This window comes from Spirillospora albida (assembly GCF_000718255.1).
Lineage (GTDB): Bacteria > Actinomycetota > Actinomycetes > Streptosporangiales > Streptosporangiaceae > Spirillospora > Spirillospora albida.
Window position 1 is genome coordinate 166,817 of the sequence record NZ_JOFJ01000012.1, and the last position, 22,173, is coordinate 188,989.

The following is a 22,173-nucleotide window of genomic DNA, read 5'->3' on the forward strand; positions in this document are numbered from 1 at the left end:
TCGCCTCCGTGGTATCAGGATTCAGAGCGCACGGTGATGCGGGCGGTTCACGGTGAATTCTCGTGATTGGTAGGGCACGATGTCCACCTGAACGCAACGGGGAGTGGGGAGCGCATGACGGAAACGGTGCCACTCGACGGTGACGTTCCCGCCCACGGGCAGCTCGTCACGGTGCGCAATCGCGTCTGGGTCGCCGCCAACGTCGTGCCGGGGACGGTGAGCGGCGCCACCGACAGCACGCTGACCGGACGCACGCCCCATCTGGTGGAGCTCGTCAGCATCGAGGACGACGCCCGCGACGAGCGCCTGGAGGTGGTCTGGGAGCTGGAGCCGAACGCGGTCGCCCACGATCAGCACGCGCTCCCCCATCCGGGCAGGGGGTTCGACGACCCGCGCGAGCTGGACGCGTTCCTGGACGCGGTGCGCTGGGGCGCCATCGCCTCCGCCGACCGCACGGTGCTCCAGGCGCCGTTCCGCTCGGGGGTGCAGATCAAGGACTACCAGCTCGACCCGGTCGTGCGGGCCCTGTCGATGCCGCGGACGAACCTGCTGATCGCCGACGACGTCGGCCTCGGCAAGACGATCGAGGCGGGGCTGGTGATGCAGGAGCTCATGCTCCGCCACCGGGCCCGGACGATGCTGATCGTGTGCCCGGCCGGCCTGACCTTGCAGTGGCAGGCCGAGATGCGCGACAAGTTCGGCCTCGACTTCGTCGTGCTGGACTCGGCGCGGCTGAAGGAGCTGCGCAGGTCGCGCGGGCTGTACGTGAACCCGTGGGAGCACTATCCGCGCATCATCGTCAGCGTCGACTGGCTGAAGCGCGACCGCCCGAGGCGCCTGCTGCGCGACGTCCTTCCCGCCGCTCCGAGGTATCCGCGCAGGTTCGACATGCTCGTCGTCGACGAGGTCCACACGTGCGCGCCGACGACCCGGGGCCGGTACGCGATGGACTCCCGGCGGACGGAGGCGATCCGCCTGCTCGCGCCGCACTGCGAGCACCGCCTCTTCCTGTCCGCGACGCCGCACAACGGCTTCGAGGAGTCCTGGACGGCCCTCCTCGAACTCCTCGACGACCAGCGCTTCGCGCGCAACGTCCCGCCGGGCGAGGAGCAGCTCGCCCAGATCATGGTCCGCCGCCTCAAGCGGGAGCTGCCCCGGCGCTGGGACGGCTCGCCGGAGTTCCCCGAGCGGGTCACGTCCTACCTCGAGACCGCCTACTCGGACGAGGAGCGCGAGGCACACGCCAAGCTCGCGGCGTACGCGGCGAACCGCCGGAGGGCGGCCTCGTCCGACAGCGGCCGGACGGCCGCCGACTTCGTGACGATGCTGCTGAAGAAGCGCCTGTTCTCCTCCCCGAAGGCGTTTTACGAGACGGTCGGCACGCACCTGCGCACCATGACCGAGCGGGAGCGCGCGGCCGACCGGCCGGACGAGCTGGAGCGGGCGGCGGAGAGGGCGGGCGAGCGGGTCCTGCGTCCTCTCATCGAGCGTCTCGACGAGACGGCCGAGGAGGACGACTCGTACACGGAGACCGAGGCGGAGGCGCTCGGCGCGGCACGCCGCGTGATGGCGCCGCTCGGCGCCGACGACAAGCGGCTCCTCAAGGAGCTGCACGCGTGGGCGGGCACGGCGATGGACCGGCCGGACGCCAAGTTCGCGGCCTTCCTGGAGTGGCTCGACCCGATCGTGCGGACCCCGGACGGCGGCTGGACCGACCAGCGCGTCATCGTGTTCACCGAGTACCTCGATACGCAGCGCTGGCTGCGCGACCGGCTGATCGCGGCCGGGTATCCGGCGGCGCGGATCGCGCAGCTGTACGGCGGCCAGGACGTCGGGGAGCGCGAGCACGTCAAGAACGTCTTCCAGGAGGATCCGCGGATCAAGGGCGGCGAGATGCGCGTGCTGCTGGCCACCGACGCCGCCAGCGAGGGCATCAACCTGCAGAACCACTGCCACCGGCTGCTGCACTGGGAGATCCCGTGGAACCCGAACCGGCTGGAGCAGCGCAACGGCCGCATCGACCGGCACGGCCAGAGCGCCGACCGCGTCGAGGTGTTCCATTTCGTCCCCGAGGGCTGGGAGGCGACGCAGCCGGGCGAGGACGGTTCGCTGGAGGACGAGCTGCACTTCCTGTACGTGGCGGCCAGGAAGGTCGAGCAGATCCGCGAGGACCTGGGCAGCGCCGGTGACGTCATCGCCGTGCAGGTCGAGCAGAAGATGCTCGGCAGGCGGGCCGACTGGCAGACGGCCGACGCGGAGATCACCACGCGCGGCGGCCGGGCCGCGCTGAAGGTCAAGCACGATCTCGCCCGGGATCTGCAGCGGCTCGCCGACACCCTCGCCGGGAGCCGGACGCAGCTCAACCTCTCGCCGGAGACGATCGAGCGGGTGGTGCGCACCGCCTTGCGCCTGGAGCACAACAAGGACCTCGTCCCGGCGCCGCCGCCGCCGGACTTCCCTGCGGCGTGCTTTCGGCTGCCCGCGCTGTCGGGGTCCTGGGCCGACGCCCGCAACGACGGCCTGCACCACCCGCTCACCGGCGCCGAGCGCGTCGTGACGTTCGACGGCGACGCCGTGGGCGGCCGGACGGACGTGGTCCTGCTGCACCTCGGCCACCGCCTCGTCCAGATGTGCCTGCGGCTGCTGCGCGCGGAGCTGTGGTCGAGCGCGCACGACATCGCGCGGCGGACGAGGCTGAACCGCGTGACCGCCCGCGTCGTCCCCGGCGACCTGCTGCGCACGCCCGCCATCGCCGCGCACATGCGGGTGGTGGTGACGGGCGCGGAGGGCACCCGCCTGCACGAGGAGATCATCGTCGCCGGCGGGGTGCTGGAGGGCGGCAGGCTCGTCCGGGTGAAGGCGGAGGACCTGGAGGCGTGGCTGGCCGCCGCGTCGGAGGAGCGGCCGCCCGCGCACGTGCTCGACCGCCTGACCGGTCTCTGGGACGAGGAGCTGGAGCCGCGCCTCGCCCGCCTTCTGGAGACCCGCGCCAACCAGCGCAAGGGGCGGCTCGGCGCCGACCTCGACGCCCGGTGCACCGAGGAGATCGCCGCGATGGAGAAGGTCCTGGCCGAGCTGGAGCAGTCGATCCGCGCGGCGCTCGACGACGAGGCGCGGTGGGAGCAGCCGAGCCTGTTCGAGGTCGAGCAGCGGCAGCTGCGCGCCGACCGGGAGGCGCTCCGGAGCCGGCTCGCGACGATCCCCGCGCAGCTCCAGGACGAGACCGATGCCCTCCGCCGCCGCTATGCCGAGCCGCAGGCGCGGTGGTTCCCCGCCGCCGTGACGTTCCTCGTGCCCGCTTCGATCGCCCACGGGAGTGACCGCTGATGCCGCCGCGCGGAAGAAGGCCGAAGGCGCCGTCCATCGCCCGGCAGCACGCGGCCTGGGTCCGGCTGCTGCCGACGGAGGGCCCGTTCATCGCCGTCCCCGTCCTCGCCGCCGTCTTCGGGCAGGGGCTCGACACCGTCCCCGGGCCGGTGATGGACCGCCTGCGGCTCGCGTGGAAGGAGGTCCAGGAGGCGCCGGACCTTCTCAACGCGGCCTGGTGCGACTTCGTCCTGAAGGAGGTCCTGAGGCTCACGGGCGGGGTCATCGCCGAGGGCGCGGCGCTCCCGGGCGCGCTGCGGACGGCGCCCGGCGACCACCGGGCCCGGCCGGACGGCGTGCTGTACGGGCCGGACGGCGAGGGCGGCCGGGCCGAGCGCCTGCTGCTGTTCCGCCGGCCGTGGACGGAGGCGCTGGACAGGCCGGGCCGCGCCATCGGCACCCCCGTCGAGCACGCCGCCGACCTGTGCCGCCACCGGGGAACGCCGCTGGCCCTGCTGACGAACGGCCGGTCGTGGGTGCTCGTGCACGCGCGGCCCAACGAACCCGCCACGATCGCGTCGTTCGACGCCGATCTGTGGCTGGAGGAGACGGACCTCCTGCGCGCCTTCGCGACCCTGCTGTCGGCGCAGCGCGTGCTGCCCCCGGCGACGGCGCCGGACGGCGGGCACTCGGCGAGCCTCGCGGCCCTGTTCGCGCGCAGCGCCGAGGCGCAGGCCGAGATCACCACGACGCTCGGCGCCCAGGTGCGGGACGCGGTGGAGCTGCTCGTCGCCGAGATGGGCCAGCTCGACCGGGCCGTGGAGGGCCGCCTGCTCGCGGGGGTGGAGCCGCGCGACGCCTACCGCAGCGCCCTGGTCGTCATGATGCGGCTGGTGTTCCTCCTGTACGCCGAGGAGGCCCGGCTGATGCCGGTCGGCACCCGCCTGTACGACCTCTCGTACTCGGTCGGGAAGCTGTTCGACCAGTTGGAGGACGACCGCTCCCGGCACGGCGCCGGGGTCGGCGACCGCAGGTCGGCCGCGTGGCCCCGGCTGATCGCCACGTTCCGCGCGGTGCACGGCGGATCCCAGCACGACGCGATGCGCACCCCTCCGTACGGCGGGCGGCTCTTCGATCCCGAACGCTTCCCCTGGCTGGAGGACCTCCCCGTCTCGGACCTGGTGGTGCACGCGATCCTCGAGGCGCTGCTGTTCCTGAAGAAGCGCGGGGAGCGCCTGTCGTACAAGGGCCTCGGCGTCGAGCAGATCGGCCACGTCTACGAGGGCCTGCTGGAGTTCTCCTGCACGGTCACCGGCGAGCCGTACGTGCGGCTCATCGGCAAGCAGGAGGCGAAGGTCCCCCTGTCGGAGCTGGAGGCGGCCGCCGAGGGCGAGGAGTTCATGGAGCGGCTGGCGGAGCGGAGCGGCGCGACGCCGTCCCAGCTCACCAGGGCCCTCGCCGCCGAGCCCGCGCAGGCCGATGTCGGGCGGCTGGACGCCGCCTGCGACAACGACCACGACCTCGCGGCCCGAGCGCTGCGCTTCTGGGGCCTGTACGAGAAGGACCTGCGGGGCCGTCCGGCGGTGTTCCCGGCCGGCTCGCTCATCATCACCCGGGTCGGCGACCGGCGCTCGACCGGCACCCACTACACGCCCCGCGAGCTCGCCGACGAGGTCGTCGAGCACACCCTCGCGCCGCTCTGCTTCTCCCCCGGCCCCGCCGAGGGCGCCGAGCGCGCCGCCTGGCACGCCAAGTCGGCGGACGAGCTGCTCGACCTGAAGGTCCTCGACCCGGCGATGGGGTCGGGCGCGTTCCTGGTGTCCGCATGCCGCTACCTGGCCGAACGGGTCATGGACGCCTGGGAGCGCGACGGCCTCCCCGAGGACGTCCGGACGGCGGTCGGCCCGGGTCACGACCGCGAGGACCTCGTCCTGGAGGCCCGCCGCCGCGTCGCCGCCCGCTGCGTCTACGGCGTGGACCGCGACGAGATGGCGGTGGAGCTGGCGAAGCTGTCGATGTGGCTGGTGACCCTCGCCAAGGACAAGCCGTTCTCCTTCCTGGACCACGCCCTGCGCACCGGCGACTCCCTGGTGGGCCTGACGTCGATCGACCAGCTCCTCGCCTTCCACCTGGATCCGCAGGAGGGCTACCGGGTCCACGGGCGCCTCACCAACACCCTCACCGACACCACGCAGGTGATCGTGGACCAGGTCGAGCGGCTGCGCCGCCAGATCGAGGCGGAGCCCGTCCGCGACGCCGTCCACGGCGAGGAACTGGCGAGGAAGCTCGCCCTGGCCGACCGGCTGGTGGACGACCTGCGCTTCGCCGCCGACGCCGTCGTGGCCGCCGCGCTCACCGCCGCGATCGACAAGAAGCAGAACCGCCGCCCCCACTGGGAGGACGCGGACGAGCACGACGAGGACCACTACGAACGGCGCCTCGCCTCCCTCGCCGAGGACGTGGACAAGGCTCTGGCCGCCGTCGCCGCCGCGCTGCGCTCCCTCGAAGACGAGAACGTCGACCCGGACGAATACGGCACGCGCCTCGACGCGCTCCTGCACGGATGGGCCGGAAGCGCGGACCTGATGGCGCTCCAGGAGGAATCCGAACTCGCCGCCAAGGACGTCCGCGAACTCATCACCCCCATGCTTCAAGGCCCGCGCAAGGAGCCGATTCGGCCCCTGCACTGGCCCCTGGAATTCCCCGAGGTCATGGGACGCGGCGGCTTCGACGCCGTCGTCGGCAACCCGCCCTTCATCGGCGGGAAGAAGCTGACAGGCCGTATTGGCGAGGACGTCCGCGAATATATCATCTACTGGGTTGCACGAAATCAGCGCGGCAGTGCAGACTTGTGCTCGTATTTCTTGCTGCGATGCCTAGATCTTGCACCATTGGGCAGAATTGGACTTATTACAACGAACACCATTGCCCAAGGTGACAGCAAAGAGGTCGGACTAGATCAAGCGGCCGATCAAGGCTGGGACATCTATCGGGCCGCCAAGTCGCAGCCATGGCCAGGGACGGCTTCACTAGAAGTATCACTACTATGGGCAGGGCACGCACCTGCAGACGAAGTTCGAGTGCTGAACGGCAGCAGGGTCCCGGCCATCACCACCTCACTCAACCCGATATCTCGGGTAACCGGGAATCCTTACCGGCTTGCAGCAAACAGCGATAGGGCATTCCAGGGGTCGATCATCCTTGGAAAGGGCTTCATTCTAACGATTCAAGAAGCGCGCACACTTCTAGCCCAAAACCCCAATAATAAGGACGTTCTCCGTCCCTATCTGACCGGTGAAGACTTGAATCAGCGCTGGGATTCATCAGCCAGTCGTTGGGTAATCGACTTTAATGACTGGCCACTTGAACGCGCCCAGAAATACCCAGAAATATTTTCCATAATAGAAAATAAAGTCCGCCCGGAACGACAACGCAAACGCGATGACGGAACGTACGTTCTGCGAAATCCGCTACCGCAACGTTGGTGGCAGTACGCCGACAAGCGACCTGCCCTGCGAGAAGCACTTCGCACTCTTGACCGCGTGCTGGCTATTGCGAGAGTCAGCCGGACAGGCATGCCGGCCTTCACCACACCCGATCAAATCATGAGTGAGGCACTAGTAGTCATCGCCACAGACAAATATGGCGACCTGGCTCTTCTGTCAAGTTCCATGCACTTTATGTGGTGGACAGTAAAAGGTGAATCAACACTAAGAACTGATTCAAGGTACACGCCCACGGACGGTTTTGAGAAATTTCCTTTCCCCTCTCCAACAGAAGAGATGGAACAAATCGGATTCGACCTACACGCCCACCGACGTGATGTCTTGAAAGGAAGGAAGGATACCCACCCTGGCCTGACTTCCGTATACAACCTAACGAATGACCCAATTGCTCTAAGCTCCGATATCGAACGCCTGAGGCAGATTCATGTTGAGGTCGATGAGGCCGTTCGGGAGGCTTATGCGCTTGATGAGGAGCGGGAGCCGGGGATTCGGGAGTTCGAGGCGCGGGTCGCGTCCGCGCCGCTACCTTCGTGGCGGGAGATCGATCTTGGTCATGGGTTTCACGAGACCCGGCAAGGTGTGCGGTTCACGATCAGCCCGCAGGCGCAGCTTGATGTGCTCGACAAGCTGTTGGCCTTGAACCACTACCGGTATCAGCAGGAGCAGGAGAAGGGGCTGCACACCCCGAAGAAGCGAACTCCGAAGCGTGCACCTAACTCAAAGGCTCCTGCCGAGTCGCAGGGGTCGGTAGAAGATGCGCTGTTCGCGCCTCCCGACACGTTGTTCTGACGCCTCGCGAGACGGAAGCCGCAATCATTGACGAGAGTCGCGGATCATCGCGCTTTCAGGGCAATGGTGACCCACGGCGTCAACAGGAAGTGGATCGCTTCGGCTGCTCTCACCGGTTCCGTGCACGGAGCGAAGAGTACGCCCGTCGAGGACTTGAACCACGGGACCTGCTCGACCGATGGCACCTTCGGGGGCGAGGTGAGCATGACCGATTCACCGATGCTCGGCACTCGCGCGTCGATGACGCGAATGCTTTGAGGCGATCGGTGAAACTGCGGGATCGTCGTCCAACCCTTGTTTTTCAGGATCAGAGCGAGTTCACCCAGGTAGACCTCCGTCGCCATCGGGGCCGATGACGGAGACTGGGAAGCCGAGCCGATCAAGGGCGCCGCCTTCGGCCGGCTGCTGTTCGGCTGCCACGGCCGGAGACGATGCCGACGCATGCCCCTTGTCATGACCGGCTGAGTCGCTTGGCGACCGCCCTGGCGCGCTCTTGGAGGAGCGCCTCGCGCAGCTCCGCCGCCGTGTCCTTCAAGATGGTGGCGTCGACGCCGGCCGCAGGGTCGTGCAGGGTCGCCACCCAGGCGCCGAGGCTTCCGTCCCATCGGACCGATCGCCAGATCCGGTGTCCGGTGAAGTCCGCGCGGAGCTGACTGAGAACCCGGTCGTCATTGTGTGCTTCTGTGTCCATTCGGGCGGCCTCGCATTGGTCGTTCATCGGATTACCATGCTCAGCTTGATGCAGCGAGTTACGATCCGACTACACACCAATGGCCCCCCATCCACCCCCCACCTGAGCAGGTCGTCCCATCGACCGCCGTGCTCCGAATCGCACAGGAAGAGGTCGTCCACATGTCCTCTGACGCCGGTGACTTCACGCGCGACCCACTGATCAGGGCGTACGCCGCCCTGTTGCGCTCCTACCGGGAGGGCGCCTCGCTCTCGCGAGCCAGGCTCGCCGAGGCACTCGGCTGCTCGCCGGGATGGATCGAAAAGCTGGAGACCTGCGAAAAGCCCCCATCCGAGGCGACGTCCGACGATCTCGACACCTTCTTCAAGATCCCGGCTCGCACCTTCCACACCATGTGGACCGAGATAAAGAAGGAGGGCAAGCAACTGGCAGGTCCACCTGGCTTCCAGGAGTACGTACGGCGGGAAGCCGAGGCTTCAGTTCTGCACATCTTCGCTGCGCTGGTGCTGCACGGTCTGTTCCAGACACCGGACTATGCGCGCGCGGTACTGGCCACGAGTCGCGGGGCGCACGAGATGGAAGAACAGGTCACCGCTCGACTGAGCAGACAAGAGATTTTTGAGCGGCGAAGACTGTCGCAAGTCATGATCGTGATAGACGAGGGCGTTCTCCGACGTCCCACGGGAGGCCCCGCAGTGATGAAGGAGCAAATCGCGCACCTGGCCACCATGGCATGCGATCCACGGATCGCCCTGCAGATTGTTCCATCCAGCACCGGCGCGTACCCCGGGACAATGGGGGCTTTCACAACACTCGGGTTCGAGGAGAGACCCGACGTGGTCTACGTGGAAGGGCATACGGCCGGTCACCTCTTCCAGGAGCACCGTGAAGTGCGTGCCCACGCGCTACGCTTCAACATGATCAGGGCTGCGGCGCTGTCCGCGGATCAATCCCTTGAACTGCTGCACGCGATCGCGGAGGACCTATGACCGGGGAAGGCCAGGGACGTCCTAACTGGCGCAAGAGTAGTCGCAGCGGTGACACCGGCGGTGAGTGCGTGGAAGTCGCAGCGCTCAGCCCGCGGGTCGCCGTCCGGGATTCCAAGGATCCCGGCGGCCCTGTGCTCTCCTTCGGCATTCAGAGCTGGGCGGCGTTCACCGGCATGATCAAGGCGGGGCGGCACGACCTCAGCTGATCGGCCTTGGGCGTCCAGCCCGATTGTCGATCGATGGCGGCGGAGCGGCCGACCGGATCGAGACGGCATGCGGCTGCTGGACGACCCGGCGGCCCGCCGCGCCTTCGCCAACCGGCCGATGCACCTCCAGCGGGTCCACACGATGGCCGCCTACATGCGGGCGAAGGACCCCGATCGGCCGTTCGAGAGGTCGGTCGTCTTCTCAAAGAGCACTCACCAGGGCGGAAAGCCTCACCAGAGGTTCTGCGTCGGGTCGGCGCGAGTGACCGGAATGCGATGCTCCCAATGTCCATCACGGTTGGTGTCCTGACCGGTCGGCCGCCCGCAGGGGCACGTCCACGGTGCGTCGCCGTCCACTCCCTCGACCGGCGGCCAGAACTTGAACAGCACGCGTTCAGTTCGTGGGATCCCCCGCCCCTCCGGCATGTGCTCGATGTGGAAGCGGTGAGGGACGTATGGCTCCAGAAGCGTGGGAAGGCCGGAGATCGGCGACGTCGATCCCCCCGATTCAGCGAACGCTTGAACCCGGTAAGCACGCTTGACCGTGATCTCGCCGAAGAGCGAAGCGTGCCCGTCGCGACGCTCTTGATCGGCGACGATCTCGCCGGGATGCTCTGGTGCCAGGTGCTCGTGCCGCCGCTCAGTCTCAATGTCCGAGAGCCGCTCGGCCTTCTGCGCGGAGCGCTCGGCCGCCTGGGCCGAGTCCTGCCCGGCCGCCGCCGATCTCGCACTGGATGCGGCAGAGGAACGCGAGTAGCGCAGAGCCACGATGGCGATCATCACTGACGCGGTGCCCACGCCCAGGGCGATCCAGTCTCCGGCATCCATCCTGGTCCTCCAGTCGGCTTTTACGCCCACATGCAGCCGGAAGCGTCTCACCCATGAAGTTCGAACGGCAGCGTTTTGGACCACTTCACCGGTCTGGATCACTTTTCAGCAGTCGCCCAAAGGGGTTCTCAGAGCCGAGCACTGCGAGCACCTCACTCTGATCCGCAGACGCGGAAAGCGCCGGTTGACGGACGGCTGACGTCCGTGAGACGCGAAGTCTGCGCGTAGTTGGCTGAGGACCTGGTCGCCGTTGTGTGCTTCTGCGTCCACCGGCCCCTCACATCAACCGTTCGTCGGACTACCATGCCCGGATTGCTGCAGCGAGTTACGATTCGACTACACGCCAAGGATTCTATTCGCCCCCACCTGAGCTGGTCACCCACCGACCGCCGCCCTCAGGTCGCACAGGAAGTGGTCGTCCACATGTCCTCTGACGCCGGTGACTTCACGCGCGACCCACTGATCAGGGCGTACGCCGCGCTGTTGCGCTCTTGTCGGGAGGGCGCGTCGCTCTCGCGCGTCAGACTCGCCGAGGCACTCGGCTGCTCGCCTGGATGGATCGAAAAGCTGGAGACCTGCGAAAAGCCCCCATCCGAGGCGACATCCGACGATCTCGACACCTTCTTCAGGATGCCGGCTCGCACCTTCCACACCATGTGGACCGAGATCAAGCGAGAGGGCAAGCACCTGGCAGGTCCGCCTGGTTTTCCCGGGTACGTAGACCGGGAGGCCAGGGCATCAATCTTGAACATCTTCGCGGGCATGGTTCTGCATGGCCTTTTCCAGACACCGGCCTATGCACGTGAGGTCCTCCTTGTGGGACGCAGGGCCGAGGAAGCGGAAGATCTTCTTGCGACACGACTCGCTCGCCAAGAGATCTTCGAGCGCCCGGAACTCGCACAGATCTCCATCGTCATCGACGAAGCCGTACTACGGCGCCTGACCGGTGGCCGTGCGGTCATGAAGGAGCAGCTCGATCACCTGATTCACCTGGCAGACGATCCCCGGGTGACCTTGCAGATCGTCCCGATGAGCAAGGGCGCTTACCAAGGCAACATGGGGGCCTTCACCATCCTCGGCTTCGATCAGGGCCCGGATGCCGTCTACGTTGAAGGGCACACGTCGGGTCATCTCTCCGAGGACCCTCGTGAGGTTCGGGGGCACACGCTAGCCTTCAACCTGATCAGGGGAGCTGCACTGTCCGCAGACCAGTCTCTGGAACTGTTGCACGAAGTGGTGGAGAGCCTATGAGCGTGTCGGGCCAGGTGTTCGAGACATGGCGCACGAGCAGCTACAGCGGTAGCAGCGGAGGCGAGTGCGTTGAAGTTGCGGCGTCGGCACCCGCAGTGGCCGTCCGCGACTCGAAGAATCCTGATGGCCCCATGCTGACCTTTGATGCCGAGACCTGGGCGGCGTTCACCGGCATGATCAAGGCGGGGCGGCACGACCTCAGCTGATCGGCCTTGGGCGTCCAGCCCGATTGTCGATCGATGGCGGCGGAGCGAGGCCGAGGAGTTCACGGAGCGGCCCACCGACCGCTACATCCTCGGGCGGCTCGCGCCCGACGGCGAGGTCATCGAGCCCGACCAGCAGGACGAGAAGGCCGACGGGGGCGGCGGCGACCACGGCGAGGACGACCGCGACCACAACGCGCCCAACACCGTCAGCCTGGCCCCGTCGTCGCTCGGATGCACCCTGTACGTCTCCGGTGACGTCCAGGAACTCGTGATCGAAGCCGACTGGGCCTACCACGAGCGCGTCTACTCCGAGGATCAGGAAACCCAGAGGCCGGTGTGGCGCCGCGTCCCCGAACGCGGATCCGCTCACCTGAAGCTCCGGGAAGGGCTCCTCGATCCGGAACGGCTCACCGCCGAGCACCCGGAGGTCGTGGTGAGCGGCCGGGCCCGGCTGCTCGACGGCAACTGGCTCGTGTCGGTGTTCCTGGTGAACGGCAGGGCCAAGCCGTCCCACCTGCCCGACTCCGCCTGGATGTTCCAGGTCCGCATGAGCGTGGCCGCCCCCGGCGGCGCGGCGGCGTTCCTGCCCCGGCCCGCCGCCGTCAGCGGCGGCGACGGCGCCGACAAGGCCGAGCAGAAGCGCCTGATGATGGCGTACCGGTTCACGCCCGAGTTCGCCGTCGGGCACGGCACCGGCGTCGCGGTCACGCCGTCGCCGGACGACCCGATGCGCGCCGTCCGCGTCGAGACGGTGGCCGTCCCCGACCACGAGGTCCCCGCCACCGGCGTCCCGGACGTGCGGACCGACCCCGACCTGCCCGAGCTCGCCGACCTCGTGCTCGACATGAGCGACCTCGCGGGCCTGGCGAGCGGCCCCGCCGGCGACCTGCGGGGCGCGCTGATGCCGCTGGTCACCGGATACCGCGCCTGGATCGACCGGCAGCGCGCCGGCCTCTCCGATCCCGGCCGGCACCTGGCCGGCTACACGGCGGAAGTGGACGAGACGCTGCGCAAGGCGTCGCGCGCCGCCGACCGGATCGAGGCGGGCATCCGGCTGCTGGACGACCCGGCGGCCCGCCGCGCGTTCGCGTTCGCCAACCGGGCGATGCACCTCCAGCGCGTCCACACGATGGCCGCCGACATCCGGGAGAAGGACCCCGACCGGCCGCTCGCCGACGCCGTCGCGGCCGTCGACGTGCCGAGGAACCGGAGCTGGCGGCCCTTCCAGCTCGCGTTCGTCCTGCTGAACCTGCCCTCCCTCGCCGACCCCGCGCACGAGGAGCGGTCCGGCGGGCACGCCGCGCTGGCCGACCTGCTGTGGTTCCCCACGGGTGGCGGCAAGACCGAGGCGTACCTCGGGCTGACCGCGTTCACCCTCGCCGTCCGCCGGCTCCAGCCCGCGCTGGGCGGACTCGACCCGGGCGCCGGTGTCGCCGTCATCATGCGGTACACGCTGCGGCTGCTGACGATCCAGCAGTTCCAGCGGGCCACGGCACTGATCTGCGCGTGCGAGACGCTCCGCCGCGACGACGAGGCGACCTGGGGCGGCGAACCGTTCCGGATCGGCCTGTGGGTCGGCGCCCGGGTGACGCCGAACCGCACCGACCAGGCCGCCGAATGGCTGAAGCAGCACAGGAACGACAAGCGGCGGCCGGTGGTGAGGCAGGGCTCCCCCCACCAGCTCACGAACTGCCCGTGGTGCGGCAGCAGGATCGAGCCCGGCCGGGACGTCCACGTCGACACGGTCCGGCGCCGCACGACCGTCGTCTGCCCGGACGCGTTCTGCCCGTTCGGGCCGACCCTCGGCCCCGAAGGCATCCCGGTCGTGGTTGTCGACGAAGAGGTCTACCGGCTGCTGCCGGGCCTCATCATCGGCACCGTCGACAAGTTCGCGCAGCTCGCCTGGAAGGGCGAGACCGCCGCCCTGTTCGGCCGCGTCGCCCACCGGTGCGAACGGCACGGCTACGTCACCGAGGACGTCCAGAACGCCGAGTGGGAGCTGTCCGGGACCACGGCCCCCCACCCCGCGAAGGGCGACGCGCCCGCCGCGCGGCTCGTCCCGGTCGGCCCCCTGCGCCCACCCGACCTGATCATCCAGGACGAGCTGCACCTGATCTCCGGGCCGCTCGGCTCGATGGTGGGCCTGTACGAGACCGCCGTCGACAAGCTGGCGACCTGGGAACCCGACAAGGGGCGGCAGGTCAGGCCGAAGGTCGTCGCGTCCACCGCGACGATCCGCCGCGCCGAGAAGCAGATCGGCGCCCTGTTCGACCGGCGCACCGAACTGTTCCCCCCGCCCGGCGTCGACATCGGCGACGGCTTCTTCGCCCGGCAGCGCCCCACCGACCCCGCCGCGCCCGGATACGCGCCCGGCCGGCGCTACGTCGGCATCTGCGCGCACGGCACCCGGCTGAAGTCCACCCTCATCCGCGTGTACGTCGCGGTGCTGGGCGCCGCGCAGGCCCTGCACACCAAGTACGGCGAGAACGAGGTCACCGACCCGTACATGACCCTCGTCGGCTACTTCAACAGCCTCCGCGACCTCGCGGGGATGCGGCGGCTCGTCGAGGACGACGTGTCCACCCGGCTGATGCGCGCCGACGAGCGCGGACTCGCCAAACGCCACGACCCGCTGCCCCAGGAACTGACCTCGCGGCTGTCGTCCCAGCAGATCCCCGACGTGCTCAAGCACCTCAAGGTGCCGTTCGGGCCGGGCCGGGCGAAGGGCGAGCGCCGCCCCATCGACGTGCTGCTCGCCACCAACATGATCGCGGTCGGGGTGGACGTGTCCCGGCTCGGGGTGATGGCCGTGGCGAACCAGCCGAAGTCGACCGCCGAGTACATCCAGGCGACGAGCCGCGTCGGGCGGGCCGCGCCCGGCCTCGTCCTCACCGTCTTCAACTGGGCCCGCCCCCGGGACCTCTCCCACTACGAGGCGTTCGAGCACTTCCACCAGACGATCTACCAGCACGTGGAGGCGCTGTCGGTCACGCCGTTCGCCGAACGGGCCGTGGACCGCGGGCTGACCGGAGTCCTGATGTCCCTGGTCCGCGACCTGGAGCTGTCCTACAACGGCAACCTGAAGGCGGCGGCGTTCGACCGGAACAACAGCCTCGCCGACCACGTCGTCCGATCGGTGCGGCGGCGCGCGACCGACGTCACCGGCGACAACTCCGTCGGACGGGCCGTCGAGCACCTGCTCGACGCGCGGCTCGACCACTGGCACCGGGCGCGCCTGATCCCCGGCCGAAGGCTCGCCTACGACAAGCCCCTCGGCCACGGCGGCGACATCGCGGGCCTGCTCCACCGCCCGGAAGAGGGCAAGTGGAGGCCGATGACGTGCCCCACCTCGCTGCGCGACGTGGAACCGGGCATCAGGCTGCTGCTGCTCCCCGAGGACGACGGGACCTCGATCGTCGACGAGCCCCCGCACGTCCCGGTCGACACCGGCGACGACGGCACCGACCACGAGGACGGAGCGACCCCATGACGGTCCAGCCGCTACGGGTCGGCGAACTGCGGCCCAACCAGCTCCTGCACACCTTCGGGGTCGGCGCCGTCGCCGACCTGCCGAACCTGTCCGTCGTCATCGGCGGGCTGGACGACTGGGACCTCGCCAGGTCCGCCCCCGTCCGCGAGGACCGGCTGCTCGCCGCCGTGCGCAGGGAACTGGGCGACCAGGTCGAGGCGCTCCGCACCCCGCCGCACATCCCCGAGACCAGCGACCCGTTCGCCGAATGGAGCCGCGTCGGCGTCCCCGTGCGGCTGTTCCCCCGCTGGCTGCGCTGCTCGGCCTGCAACAAGCTCGCCCCCGTGGAGAGCGGCCTGTTCAAGCTGCTGCCGCACTCCTACTCGCCTGAGCGCATCAGGTACATCCACGAATGCCGGGGGCGCGGCGGGAACCGGCCGATCGTCGTGCCGGCGCGGTTCGTCCTGGCCTGCGAGCGCGGCCACCTCGACGACTTCCCCTGGATGTTCTACGTGCACGGCGGCGCCGTCCCCGAAGGCGGGGAGCACACCCTGAAGCTCCAGGAGCGCGGCACGACCGGCGAGGCCGCGAACGTGTACGTGAGCTGCTCGTGCGGAAAGACCAGATCGGGCGGGCGGTCCATGGCGCCCGCCCTCGGCCCCGAGGCGTGGCGGCGGCTGCCCGCCTGCCGGGGACGCGACCCGCACCTCGCGTCCTTCAGCGAGTGCGGGGAACCGACCCGCACCCTCGGCCTCGGCGCGACCAACTCGTGGTTCGCGATGCAGCTGCGGGCCTTCACGCTCCCCCGCGCGGACGACGAGCTCGCCCAGAAGGTCATCGACAACTGGGGGCAGCTCAGCCTGATCGTCCCGATGCCCGACGAGACCGCCGCGAAGCTGCTCGTCGAGTTCACGTGCTGGCAGGACCTCGAATCCTTCGGCGTCGAGAAGGTCCTGCGGGCGGTGCGCCGGCGGGCGACCGAGGCCGACGACGACGAACCCGCCGACGAGCGCGACCTCGACACCCCCGAATGGGAGGCGCTGACCCGCCCCGACCCGGTCGACCTCCCCGACTTCACCATCCGCAAGGAGAAGGCGCCGCAGACGACGCGCTCCTGGCTGCGGGAGGTCGTCCTCGCGCCCCGGCTGCGGCGGGTGTCCGCCCTCTACGGGTTCACCCGCATCGACGCGCCGGAATGGGACGTCCAGGCGACCGACACGAACCGGCGCGTCCGGCTGTCCCGGGAGGCCCCGACCTGGGTCCCCTGCGCCGAGACGCGCGGCGAGGGAATCCTGCTGCGCTTCCACGAGGACAGGATCGCCGCGTGGGAGCGGCGGCCGGAGGTCCTGGACCGGCAGCGCACCCTGCAACTCGGGCACGAGCGCTGGCGCGCGCAGCGGAAGATGTCGCCGGGCGACTGGCCCGGCATGCGCTACGTCCTCCTGCACACCTTCGCGCACGTCCTCATCCGGCAGTTCGCGCTGGAATGCGGCTACAACGCCTCGGGCATCGCCGAACGGATCTACGCCCGCTCCGGCGAGCGTCCCATGGCGGGCATCCTGCTCTACACCGCGGCGCCCGACAGCGAAGGGACGTTCGGCGGCCTCGTGTCGCTCGGCCGCCGCGACCGGCTCGGCGACCTCATCGTCCAGGCGCTCGACGCGGCCCGGCTGTGCAGCTCCGACCCGCTCTGCGCCCAGCACGACCCGCGCCCGCACGGCCGCCTCTTCGGCGCCGCCTGCCACGCCTGCCTGTTCGCCGCCGAGACGTCCTGCGAGCACGGCAACCACTACCTCGACCGCGCCCTCCTCGTGGATACGGTCACCGACGCCGACATCGGCTTCCTCGCCCGGTGACCCCGGACTTCGCCCACGCGATCGCCGGGCTGGCCGAGGAGCTGCCCCCGGCGCACGTCGAGGCGTGGGCGCGCGTGCTGCGCGGCCGCCGCGCACCGGGCGCCGACCTCGAAGCGCGGCTCATCGACGCCGCCCCCGGTTTCGCGGTCGGCGGCCGTGCCGCCCGCCTCGCGCGCGCGTGGCGCGTGGCGCGAGGCCGCGCCGTGCCCGCCGGGCGAGGCCGTCGCCCTCGCGCTGGAGACCGGGGCCGTCCTGCACGCCCGGCACGCCGGGCGGCAGACCGACGTCGTCGTGAGCGGGCCGCTGAGCGAGCACCCGGCGGTCAGGCTCACCGGAGCCGTCGTCACCGAGATCATCAGGGACAGCCGGTCGGCCCTGCTCGTGGTGAGCTTCGCCGCCTTCGGCGTACGCGAGGTCGTCCGCGAGCTCGAGGACGCCGCGGCGCGGGGCGTCCGGATCGACCTCGTGCTGGAGAGCCCCCGCCAGGAGGGCGGAGCCCTCAGGGGGACCGGAGCGGCCACGGCCTTCGCCGCCCTCCGCGACTCGGCCACCTTCTGGACCTGGCCCGCCCGGCACCGCCCGGCGTCCGGCGGGTCCCGCGCGGCCCTGCACGCCAAGCTCGTCGCGGCGGACGACCGGGTCGCCTTCCTCGGCAGCGCCAACCTCACCGACCGCGCGCTCGGCGACAACATCGAGCTCGGCGCCATCGTCCGCGACCCGTCCGCGGTGCGGCGCATGGCCGGCCACTTCCGCGCCCTGATGCGCCCCGGCCGCGGCCCCCTGGAACCGGTTCCGCGCTAGTCCGCGTCGACGATCGAGAAGCCGCGGACGTCCTTGAACTCCGTGCGCTTGCCCGAACGGGCCAGGGTGCCGGCGATCCCGACCGGACGGCCGTCCCGGCTGGCCTGCAGGGCCTTGTTGAAATCCTGCGGCGCCAGCGGCACCCACACCAGCCGCCTCCGTCGGTCCTGGCTCGCGGTGTTGGACCCCCGGACGATGATCCAGCCATCGTCGGTCGGCCGCGCCCGCTGCGTCCGCCAGACCGTCCCGACGACCACGGCGTCACGGTCGACCCGCTCCCCCTCACCCAGATCCTCACCCGCCTGGGCGAGGACCGAGGCCATGGACTCGTCGAACCGGACCGGCGGCGTCGCGATGCCGGTCGGCGTCCGCAGCGCCCAGGCGAACCGCATCTCGAAGGGATGCTCCTGCTCCGTGCCGGCGAACCGGCCCAGCGCCCTGCACAGCTGCGCGGAGATCCCCTCACCGACCCGGTCGCTGAACGGATCGAGCTCGGACGACTCCAGGGCCTCGTTCGCCGCCGCGTGCGCGGCCTGGATCGCGCCGTAGAGCCGCAGCATGACCCTCCGGCCGAAAGGCTGGGCGACGCTGAACAGCGCGCCGTCCTCGCCCTCCAAAGGGACCTCGATCGAGATGATGTAGCTGCCCGCCTCCGCGGGCCCCAGCCGCGCCCTTTTCGGAAAGTCCTCGACCTGGGCGGGCTTGCGGTTCGGAAGGCGGACGGCGGGCTCGCTCAGCACCGCGTACGCGCCGGCGATGAGCAGTTCCCTGACGCCTTCATAGGCCGCCGCTCCGTCCGCCACGGAAATGCTGCCCGACGGAGTCGGCGGCTGCGTCCGGAGATGGTTGCGGTCGACGTTGACGGTCGTGAGATCCCGGAGGATCTGCCCGCGCGGCCGCCTCTCCGCCTCGGTCAAAGTCTGGAGCAGGTTGATCATGCGCAGTTCGTAGTCCCGCGCATCCCGGTCCTGCGGAACGACGGCCTCGAAGTCGCTTTCCCCCTCGGTCACCGCCCACAGGCGCGACGACCCGATCCGGTCATAGGGCGCCCAGCCATTGTTGGAGAGATAGGCCCGGACGTCCTCGGGAGGCAGAGCGGAAAGAGTGCGGCGCAGGTCGTCGTCGGCGGTCATGATGCCTCCAGCTCCGCCGTCGGCCTGGTCATGAGCCCCAGCAGCGATTCGGCGGTGAGCAGGTTCCGCTTCGGGACCTCGACCTTGAGCTCCTTGTCCCCAGGGGTCTCCCAGGCGGGCTGGACGCCGCTGAAAGAAGCCCAGTAGCAGGCCCGGAAGACCTTGAGGCACCGGTCATCGGCCAGAGTGTAGGCGCGGACGTCCCTCGGCACCACGACCAGGAACAGGAACCGGGGGATGTCGAAAGCGCCGGCCAGCTGGTTGAAATGCCTGGCCTTCATCCGGTAGCCCCAGGCGTCCCCCGCCCCGGCCGCGTCGCGCCACGACTTGACCTGCACGTCGATCTGCGGCCGGTACTTCGTTCCCCGGGCACCTGGGTACTTGAAGGAGAAATCCACGCCGTCATAATCGGGATCCGGTTGCGAAACGAGAAGTCCGGACGCCGCCGCGACCGTCCGGACGAAAGCCTCCCCGAACTTCCCCTGGTGATTGTTATGGTCGAGTGCCAGCGCCGACCTCCCAGAGCCTCATCGGTCCCGACCGGACCACCTGTCGTCCGAACACACTTACCGTAGTACGGCACGACGGCCAAAGAATGGATGATCGCGCCGATGGTTCCGCTTTCGGACATCCGGCGTGGCCCGGGGGTCAGCCGGTTCGGGTCAGGGCGTCTATCGCGGTGACGTCTTCGGGGGTGAGGGCGAAGCCGTCCAGATCGAAGTTGGCGGCGATGCGTTCTCTGCGCGAGGACCTGGGGAGGATCACGATGTCGTGCTCCAGGTGCCAGCGCAGGACTACCTGCGCGGGGGTGACGGCATGGCGCTGGGCGATCTCGGTGAGGACGGGGTCGTTCAGGTCGGTGTTCTTGAGGCCGCTGTAGCCCTCGACGACCACGCCGCGGCGGCGGTGCTCGTCCAGCAGGGCCGGGTCGTGCTGCGCCGGGCTCCACGGGATCTGGTTGACCGCCGGCCGCTGGCCGGTGGCGTCGGTCAGCAGGTCGATCTCGGCCGGGCTGTAGTTGCTGACGCCGACGTTGCGGGTCAGTCCCGCCTCCTTGGCCGACAGCAGCTCCTGCCATGTCGGGACGAGCGCGTCCCGGTCGGTCGGCCAGTGGATCAGCCAGAGGTCCACGTAGCCGGTGCCGAGCTGCCGGAGGCTCGACTCCAGGGCGCGGCGGGCGTGCCGCGCGTCCTGCGGGCGCAGCTTGGTGGTGATGAAGATCTGCTCGCGGTCGACGCCGCTGTCCTTGACGGCGCCGCCGACCTCCGATTCGTTCTTGTACAGGGTCGCGGTGTCGATGTGCCGGTAGCCGATCTCCAGTGCCGCACGCACCGTCTCGTAGGCCGTCGTGTCCCTCAGCTGCCAGGTGCCGAAACCGATCAGCGGCAGTTCCGTGCCACCGGGAAGATTCACAGTGCGAGCCATACTCGGCATTCTGCCCTTGGACCGTCCCGGCATGCGGAGCCAGGTGATCTCGGGCCGGTTCAGTAGAGGGCGTCGAGCGTGGTGAAGGTGTAGCCGCGGTCGCGGAGGCCCTTGATGATCGCGGGGAGCGCGTCGGCGTCGAGGGTGGTGCCGTCGTCGGGGTTGTCGCCGACGTGCATCAGCACGATCATGCCGGGCTTGGCGGCCGCCAGCACCCGGGCGGCGACCTTGGCGGCCGTCTGGCCCCCGGAGGTGCCCTTCCAGCCGAGCGAGTCGACGGTCCATCCGACGGGGATGTAGCCCTGCCCGTTGACCAGGGTGACGTCGGACGCGGTGTAGGCGCCGTAGGGGAACCGGAACAGCGGCCGCGGCTCGGCGCCGTTGCCGTTGAGGATCGCGGTGCGGGCGCCGGTGATCTCGGTGCGCGCCGTGACGTCACTGATCTTGGTGAAGTTCGGGTGGTTGTCGGAGTGGTTGCCGATGAGGAACCCCGACGCGGTCAGCCGGTTGGCGTTCACGGGGAACATCCGCGCGAAGTCGCCGACCAGGAAGAACGTGGCCGGGACGTTCTCGCGCTGCAGGGTCGCCCGGATCGAGGGGACGCCGGCGGCGCTCCAGGCGCAGTCGAAGGTGAGCGCCGCGACCTTGGCCGTGGTGGAGATCCGGGTGACGTTCTTGCCGCGCAGCGCGGAGGGAACGGCGTAGGGGGGTCCGGGCACCCAGGCCCGCGTCTCCGCCGACCAGGTGGTGCCGGTGACGGTCCGGGCCCACAGGGCCCCGTCCCGGCCTCGGACGATGACGGCGGCCTTGCCCCCGGTGAAGGAGGCGGCGGGCCCGTCGATGTGGCGTCCGCCCATGACCTGCCAGGCGGACCAGGTGCCGGACAGGGTCCGCAGGTGCAGCCGGTTGGTCTCGGCGTCCCGGATGGCGACCCAGGTGCGGCCCGCCGCCGGGTCCGCCGCCACCGCCGGTGCGCTGTAGGTGCGTCCGCCGAGCGAGGCCCAGTCGGACCAGGTGCCGCCCGACAAAGTGCGGGTCCGGACGGTGGAGTCCTGGTGCGTCGCCACGACCCGCAGGCTGTCGGGGCCCGTCATGATCACCGCGGGTGCGCTGTTGAGGGTTCCGCCGAGCGACGTCCACGCGCCCCACCCGGTGCCGGGGGTGTAGGTCCGGGTCTGCAGGCGGTCGGCCGCGTCGCGGGCGAACACGTCGATGCGCCCATCGGGCCTTCCGGCCGCGGCCGGTGCCGACGACAGGACCAGGCCGCCCACCTTGGTCCACGCCTGCCAGGTGCCGCTGACCCGCACGCGCTGCCACAGTTGCCCGTCCGTGCCGCGCCCGAAGACGTGCGGCCTTCCGCCGGCGAAGGTGATCGCCGCTCCGCCGACCAGGCGGCCTCCGAGGTCGATCGGGGCGGACCAGGCGCCGTCGACGAGGCGGCGGAAGGCGATCTTCTCGGTCGATGCCCGGTAGACGACGTCGAACCCCTTGCCGTTCGGCCAGCCCGCGATTCCGGGGACGTGCGTGGGCACATCCGCCGGTGCGGCCGTCAGGGCGGATGCCGCCGGCGGGCCGGACGCGCCGGCAGGGAGAGCGGCCATCAGCGTAGAGGGGAGGAGGGCCGCTGTGAGCATCGCGGCGACACGCTTCATGGAGACCACCGTCCTCGTCGAGGACTTCAAGGATCTCTCTCGACGTGAACGGTGATGAGGGGGCG

At 69.9% G+C, this 22,173-nt stretch carries 16 protein-coding genes; 9 read left to right on the top strand and 7 right to left on the bottom strand.

The features are described from left to right. Nucleotides 1–114: 114 nt before the first annotated feature. Together drmD and IE99_RS0117035 are read left to right on the top strand one after the other, a co-directional pair. Entirely contained in the window at nucleotides 115–3,327 is a 3,213-nt protein-coding gene (gene drmD, locus IE99_RS0117030; RefSeq protein WP_030171214.1) for a DISARM system SNF2-like helicase DrmD, read from the top strand. Then, complete coding sequence (locus IE99_RS0117035) at nucleotides 3,327–7,601, top strand: Eco57I restriction-modification methylase domain-containing protein (RefSeq protein ID WP_030171217.1); 4,275 nt, start codon at nucleotides 3,327–3,329, stop codon at nucleotides 7,599–7,601. The genes drmD and IE99_RS0117035 overlap by 1 nt, the downstream gene beginning before the upstream one ends. Before the next feature lie 44 nt (nucleotides 7,602–7,645). Here IE99_RS0117035 and IE99_RS31930 read toward each other — a convergent pair whose 3' ends face one another. Both IE99_RS31930 and IE99_RS0117045 read right to left on the bottom strand, forming a co-directional pair. Continuing rightward, nucleotides 7,646–7,945, bottom strand: a complete 300-nt coding sequence (locus IE99_RS31930) for a hypothetical protein (RefSeq protein ID WP_157610350.1) — start codon at nucleotides 7,943–7,945, stop codon at nucleotides 7,646–7,648. Nucleotides 7,946–8,052: 107 nt separating this feature from the next. Beyond that, nucleotides 8,053–8,292: a hypothetical protein gene (locus IE99_RS0117045; protein ID WP_030171222.1), complete on the bottom strand. Its 240-nt coding sequence runs from the start codon at nucleotides 8,290–8,292 to the stop codon at nucleotides 8,053–8,055. 161 nt (nucleotides 8,293–8,453) lie between these two features. Here IE99_RS0117045 and IE99_RS0117050 point away from each other — a divergent pair, with 161 nt between their 5' ends. Both IE99_RS0117050 and IE99_RS0117055 read left to right on the top strand, forming a co-directional pair. Beyond that, nucleotides 8,454–9,281: a helix-turn-helix domain-containing protein gene (locus tag IE99_RS0117050; RefSeq protein ID WP_030171225.1), complete on the top strand. Its 828-nt coding sequence runs from the start codon at nucleotides 8,454–8,456 to the stop codon at nucleotides 9,279–9,281. After that, complete coding sequence (locus IE99_RS0117055; protein WP_030171228.1) at nucleotides 9,278–9,487, top strand: DUF397 domain-containing protein; 210 nt, start codon at nucleotides 9,278–9,280, stop codon at nucleotides 9,485–9,487. The genes IE99_RS0117050 and IE99_RS0117055 overlap by 4 nt, the downstream gene beginning before the upstream one ends. A gap of 231 nt (nucleotides 9,488–9,718) precedes the next feature. Here IE99_RS0117055 and IE99_RS0117060 read toward each other — a convergent pair whose 3' ends face one another. After that, nucleotides 9,719–10,315, bottom strand: a complete 597-nt coding sequence (locus tag IE99_RS0117060) for a hypothetical protein (RefSeq protein WP_030171231.1) — start codon at nucleotides 10,313–10,315, stop codon at nucleotides 9,719–9,721. 312 nt (nucleotides 10,316–10,627) lie between these two features. Here IE99_RS0117060 and IE99_RS30390 point away from each other — a divergent pair, with 312 nt between their 5' ends. The 5 genes from IE99_RS30390 (at nucleotide 10,628) to drmC (ending at nucleotide 17,898) form a co-directional block, all read left to right on the top strand. Beyond that, on the top strand, nucleotides 10,628–11,566 hold the full coding sequence (locus IE99_RS30390) for a helix-turn-helix domain-containing protein (protein WP_169744443.1): 939 nt from the start codon (nucleotides 10,628–10,630) through the stop codon (nucleotides 11,564–11,566). Next, nucleotides 11,563–11,772: a DUF397 domain-containing protein gene (locus IE99_RS0117070; protein ID WP_030171236.1), complete on the top strand. Its 210-nt coding sequence runs from the start codon at nucleotides 11,563–11,565 to the stop codon at nucleotides 11,770–11,772. The genes IE99_RS30390 and IE99_RS0117070 overlap by 4 nt, the downstream gene beginning before the upstream one ends. A gap of 85 nt (nucleotides 11,773–11,857) precedes the next feature. After that, complete coding sequence (gene drmA, locus IE99_RS0117080) at nucleotides 11,858–15,262, top strand: DISARM system helicase DrmA (protein ID WP_281176552.1); 3,405 nt, start codon at nucleotides 11,858–11,860, stop codon at nucleotides 15,260–15,262. After that, complete coding sequence (gene drmB, locus IE99_RS0117085; protein ID WP_030171242.1) at nucleotides 15,259–17,097, top strand: DUF1998 domain-containing protein; 1,839 nt, start codon at nucleotides 15,259–15,261, stop codon at nucleotides 17,095–17,097. Before drmA ends, drmB begins: the two co-directional genes overlap by 4 nt. A gap of 156 nt (nucleotides 17,098–17,253) precedes the next feature. Further along, complete coding sequence (drmC, locus tag IE99_RS0117090; protein ID WP_051712594.1) at nucleotides 17,254–17,898, top strand: DISARM system phospholipase D-like protein DrmC; 645 nt, start codon at nucleotides 17,254–17,256, stop codon at nucleotides 17,896–17,898. Here drmC and IE99_RS30400 read toward each other — a convergent pair. The 4 genes from IE99_RS30400 to IE99_RS30405 all read right to left on the bottom strand — a co-directional run bounded on the left by IE99_RS30400 (nucleotide 17,895) and on the right by IE99_RS30405 (nucleotide 22,057). Continuing rightward, the gene (locus IE99_RS30400; RefSeq protein WP_051712595.1) at nucleotides 17,895–19,031 is read right to left on the bottom strand and encodes a hypothetical protein; all 1,137 of its coding nucleotides are present in this window, start codon (nucleotides 19,029–19,031) and stop codon (nucleotides 17,895–17,897) included. The genes drmC and IE99_RS30400 overlap by 4 nt on opposite strands. Continuing rightward, entirely contained in the window at nucleotides 19,028–19,540 is a 513-nt protein-coding gene (locus IE99_RS0117100) for a DUF4365 domain-containing protein (RefSeq protein WP_030171251.1), read from the bottom strand. Before IE99_RS0117100 ends, IE99_RS30400 begins: the two co-directional genes overlap by 4 nt. A 139-nt stretch (nucleotides 19,541–19,679) precedes the next feature. After that, nucleotides 19,680–20,456 carry an aldo/keto reductase gene (locus IE99_RS0117105; RefSeq protein ID WP_211258831.1) on the bottom strand — a complete coding sequence of 259 codons (777 nt, stop codon included), beginning with the start codon at nucleotides 20,454–20,456 and terminating at the stop codon, nucleotides 19,680–19,682. Between the two features lie 59 nt (nucleotides 20,457–20,515). Further along, entirely contained in the window at nucleotides 20,516–22,057 is a 1,542-nt protein-coding gene (locus IE99_RS30405; protein ID WP_157610351.1) for a polysaccharide deacetylase family protein, read from the bottom strand. Nucleotides 22,058–22,173: the final 116 nt, after the last annotated feature.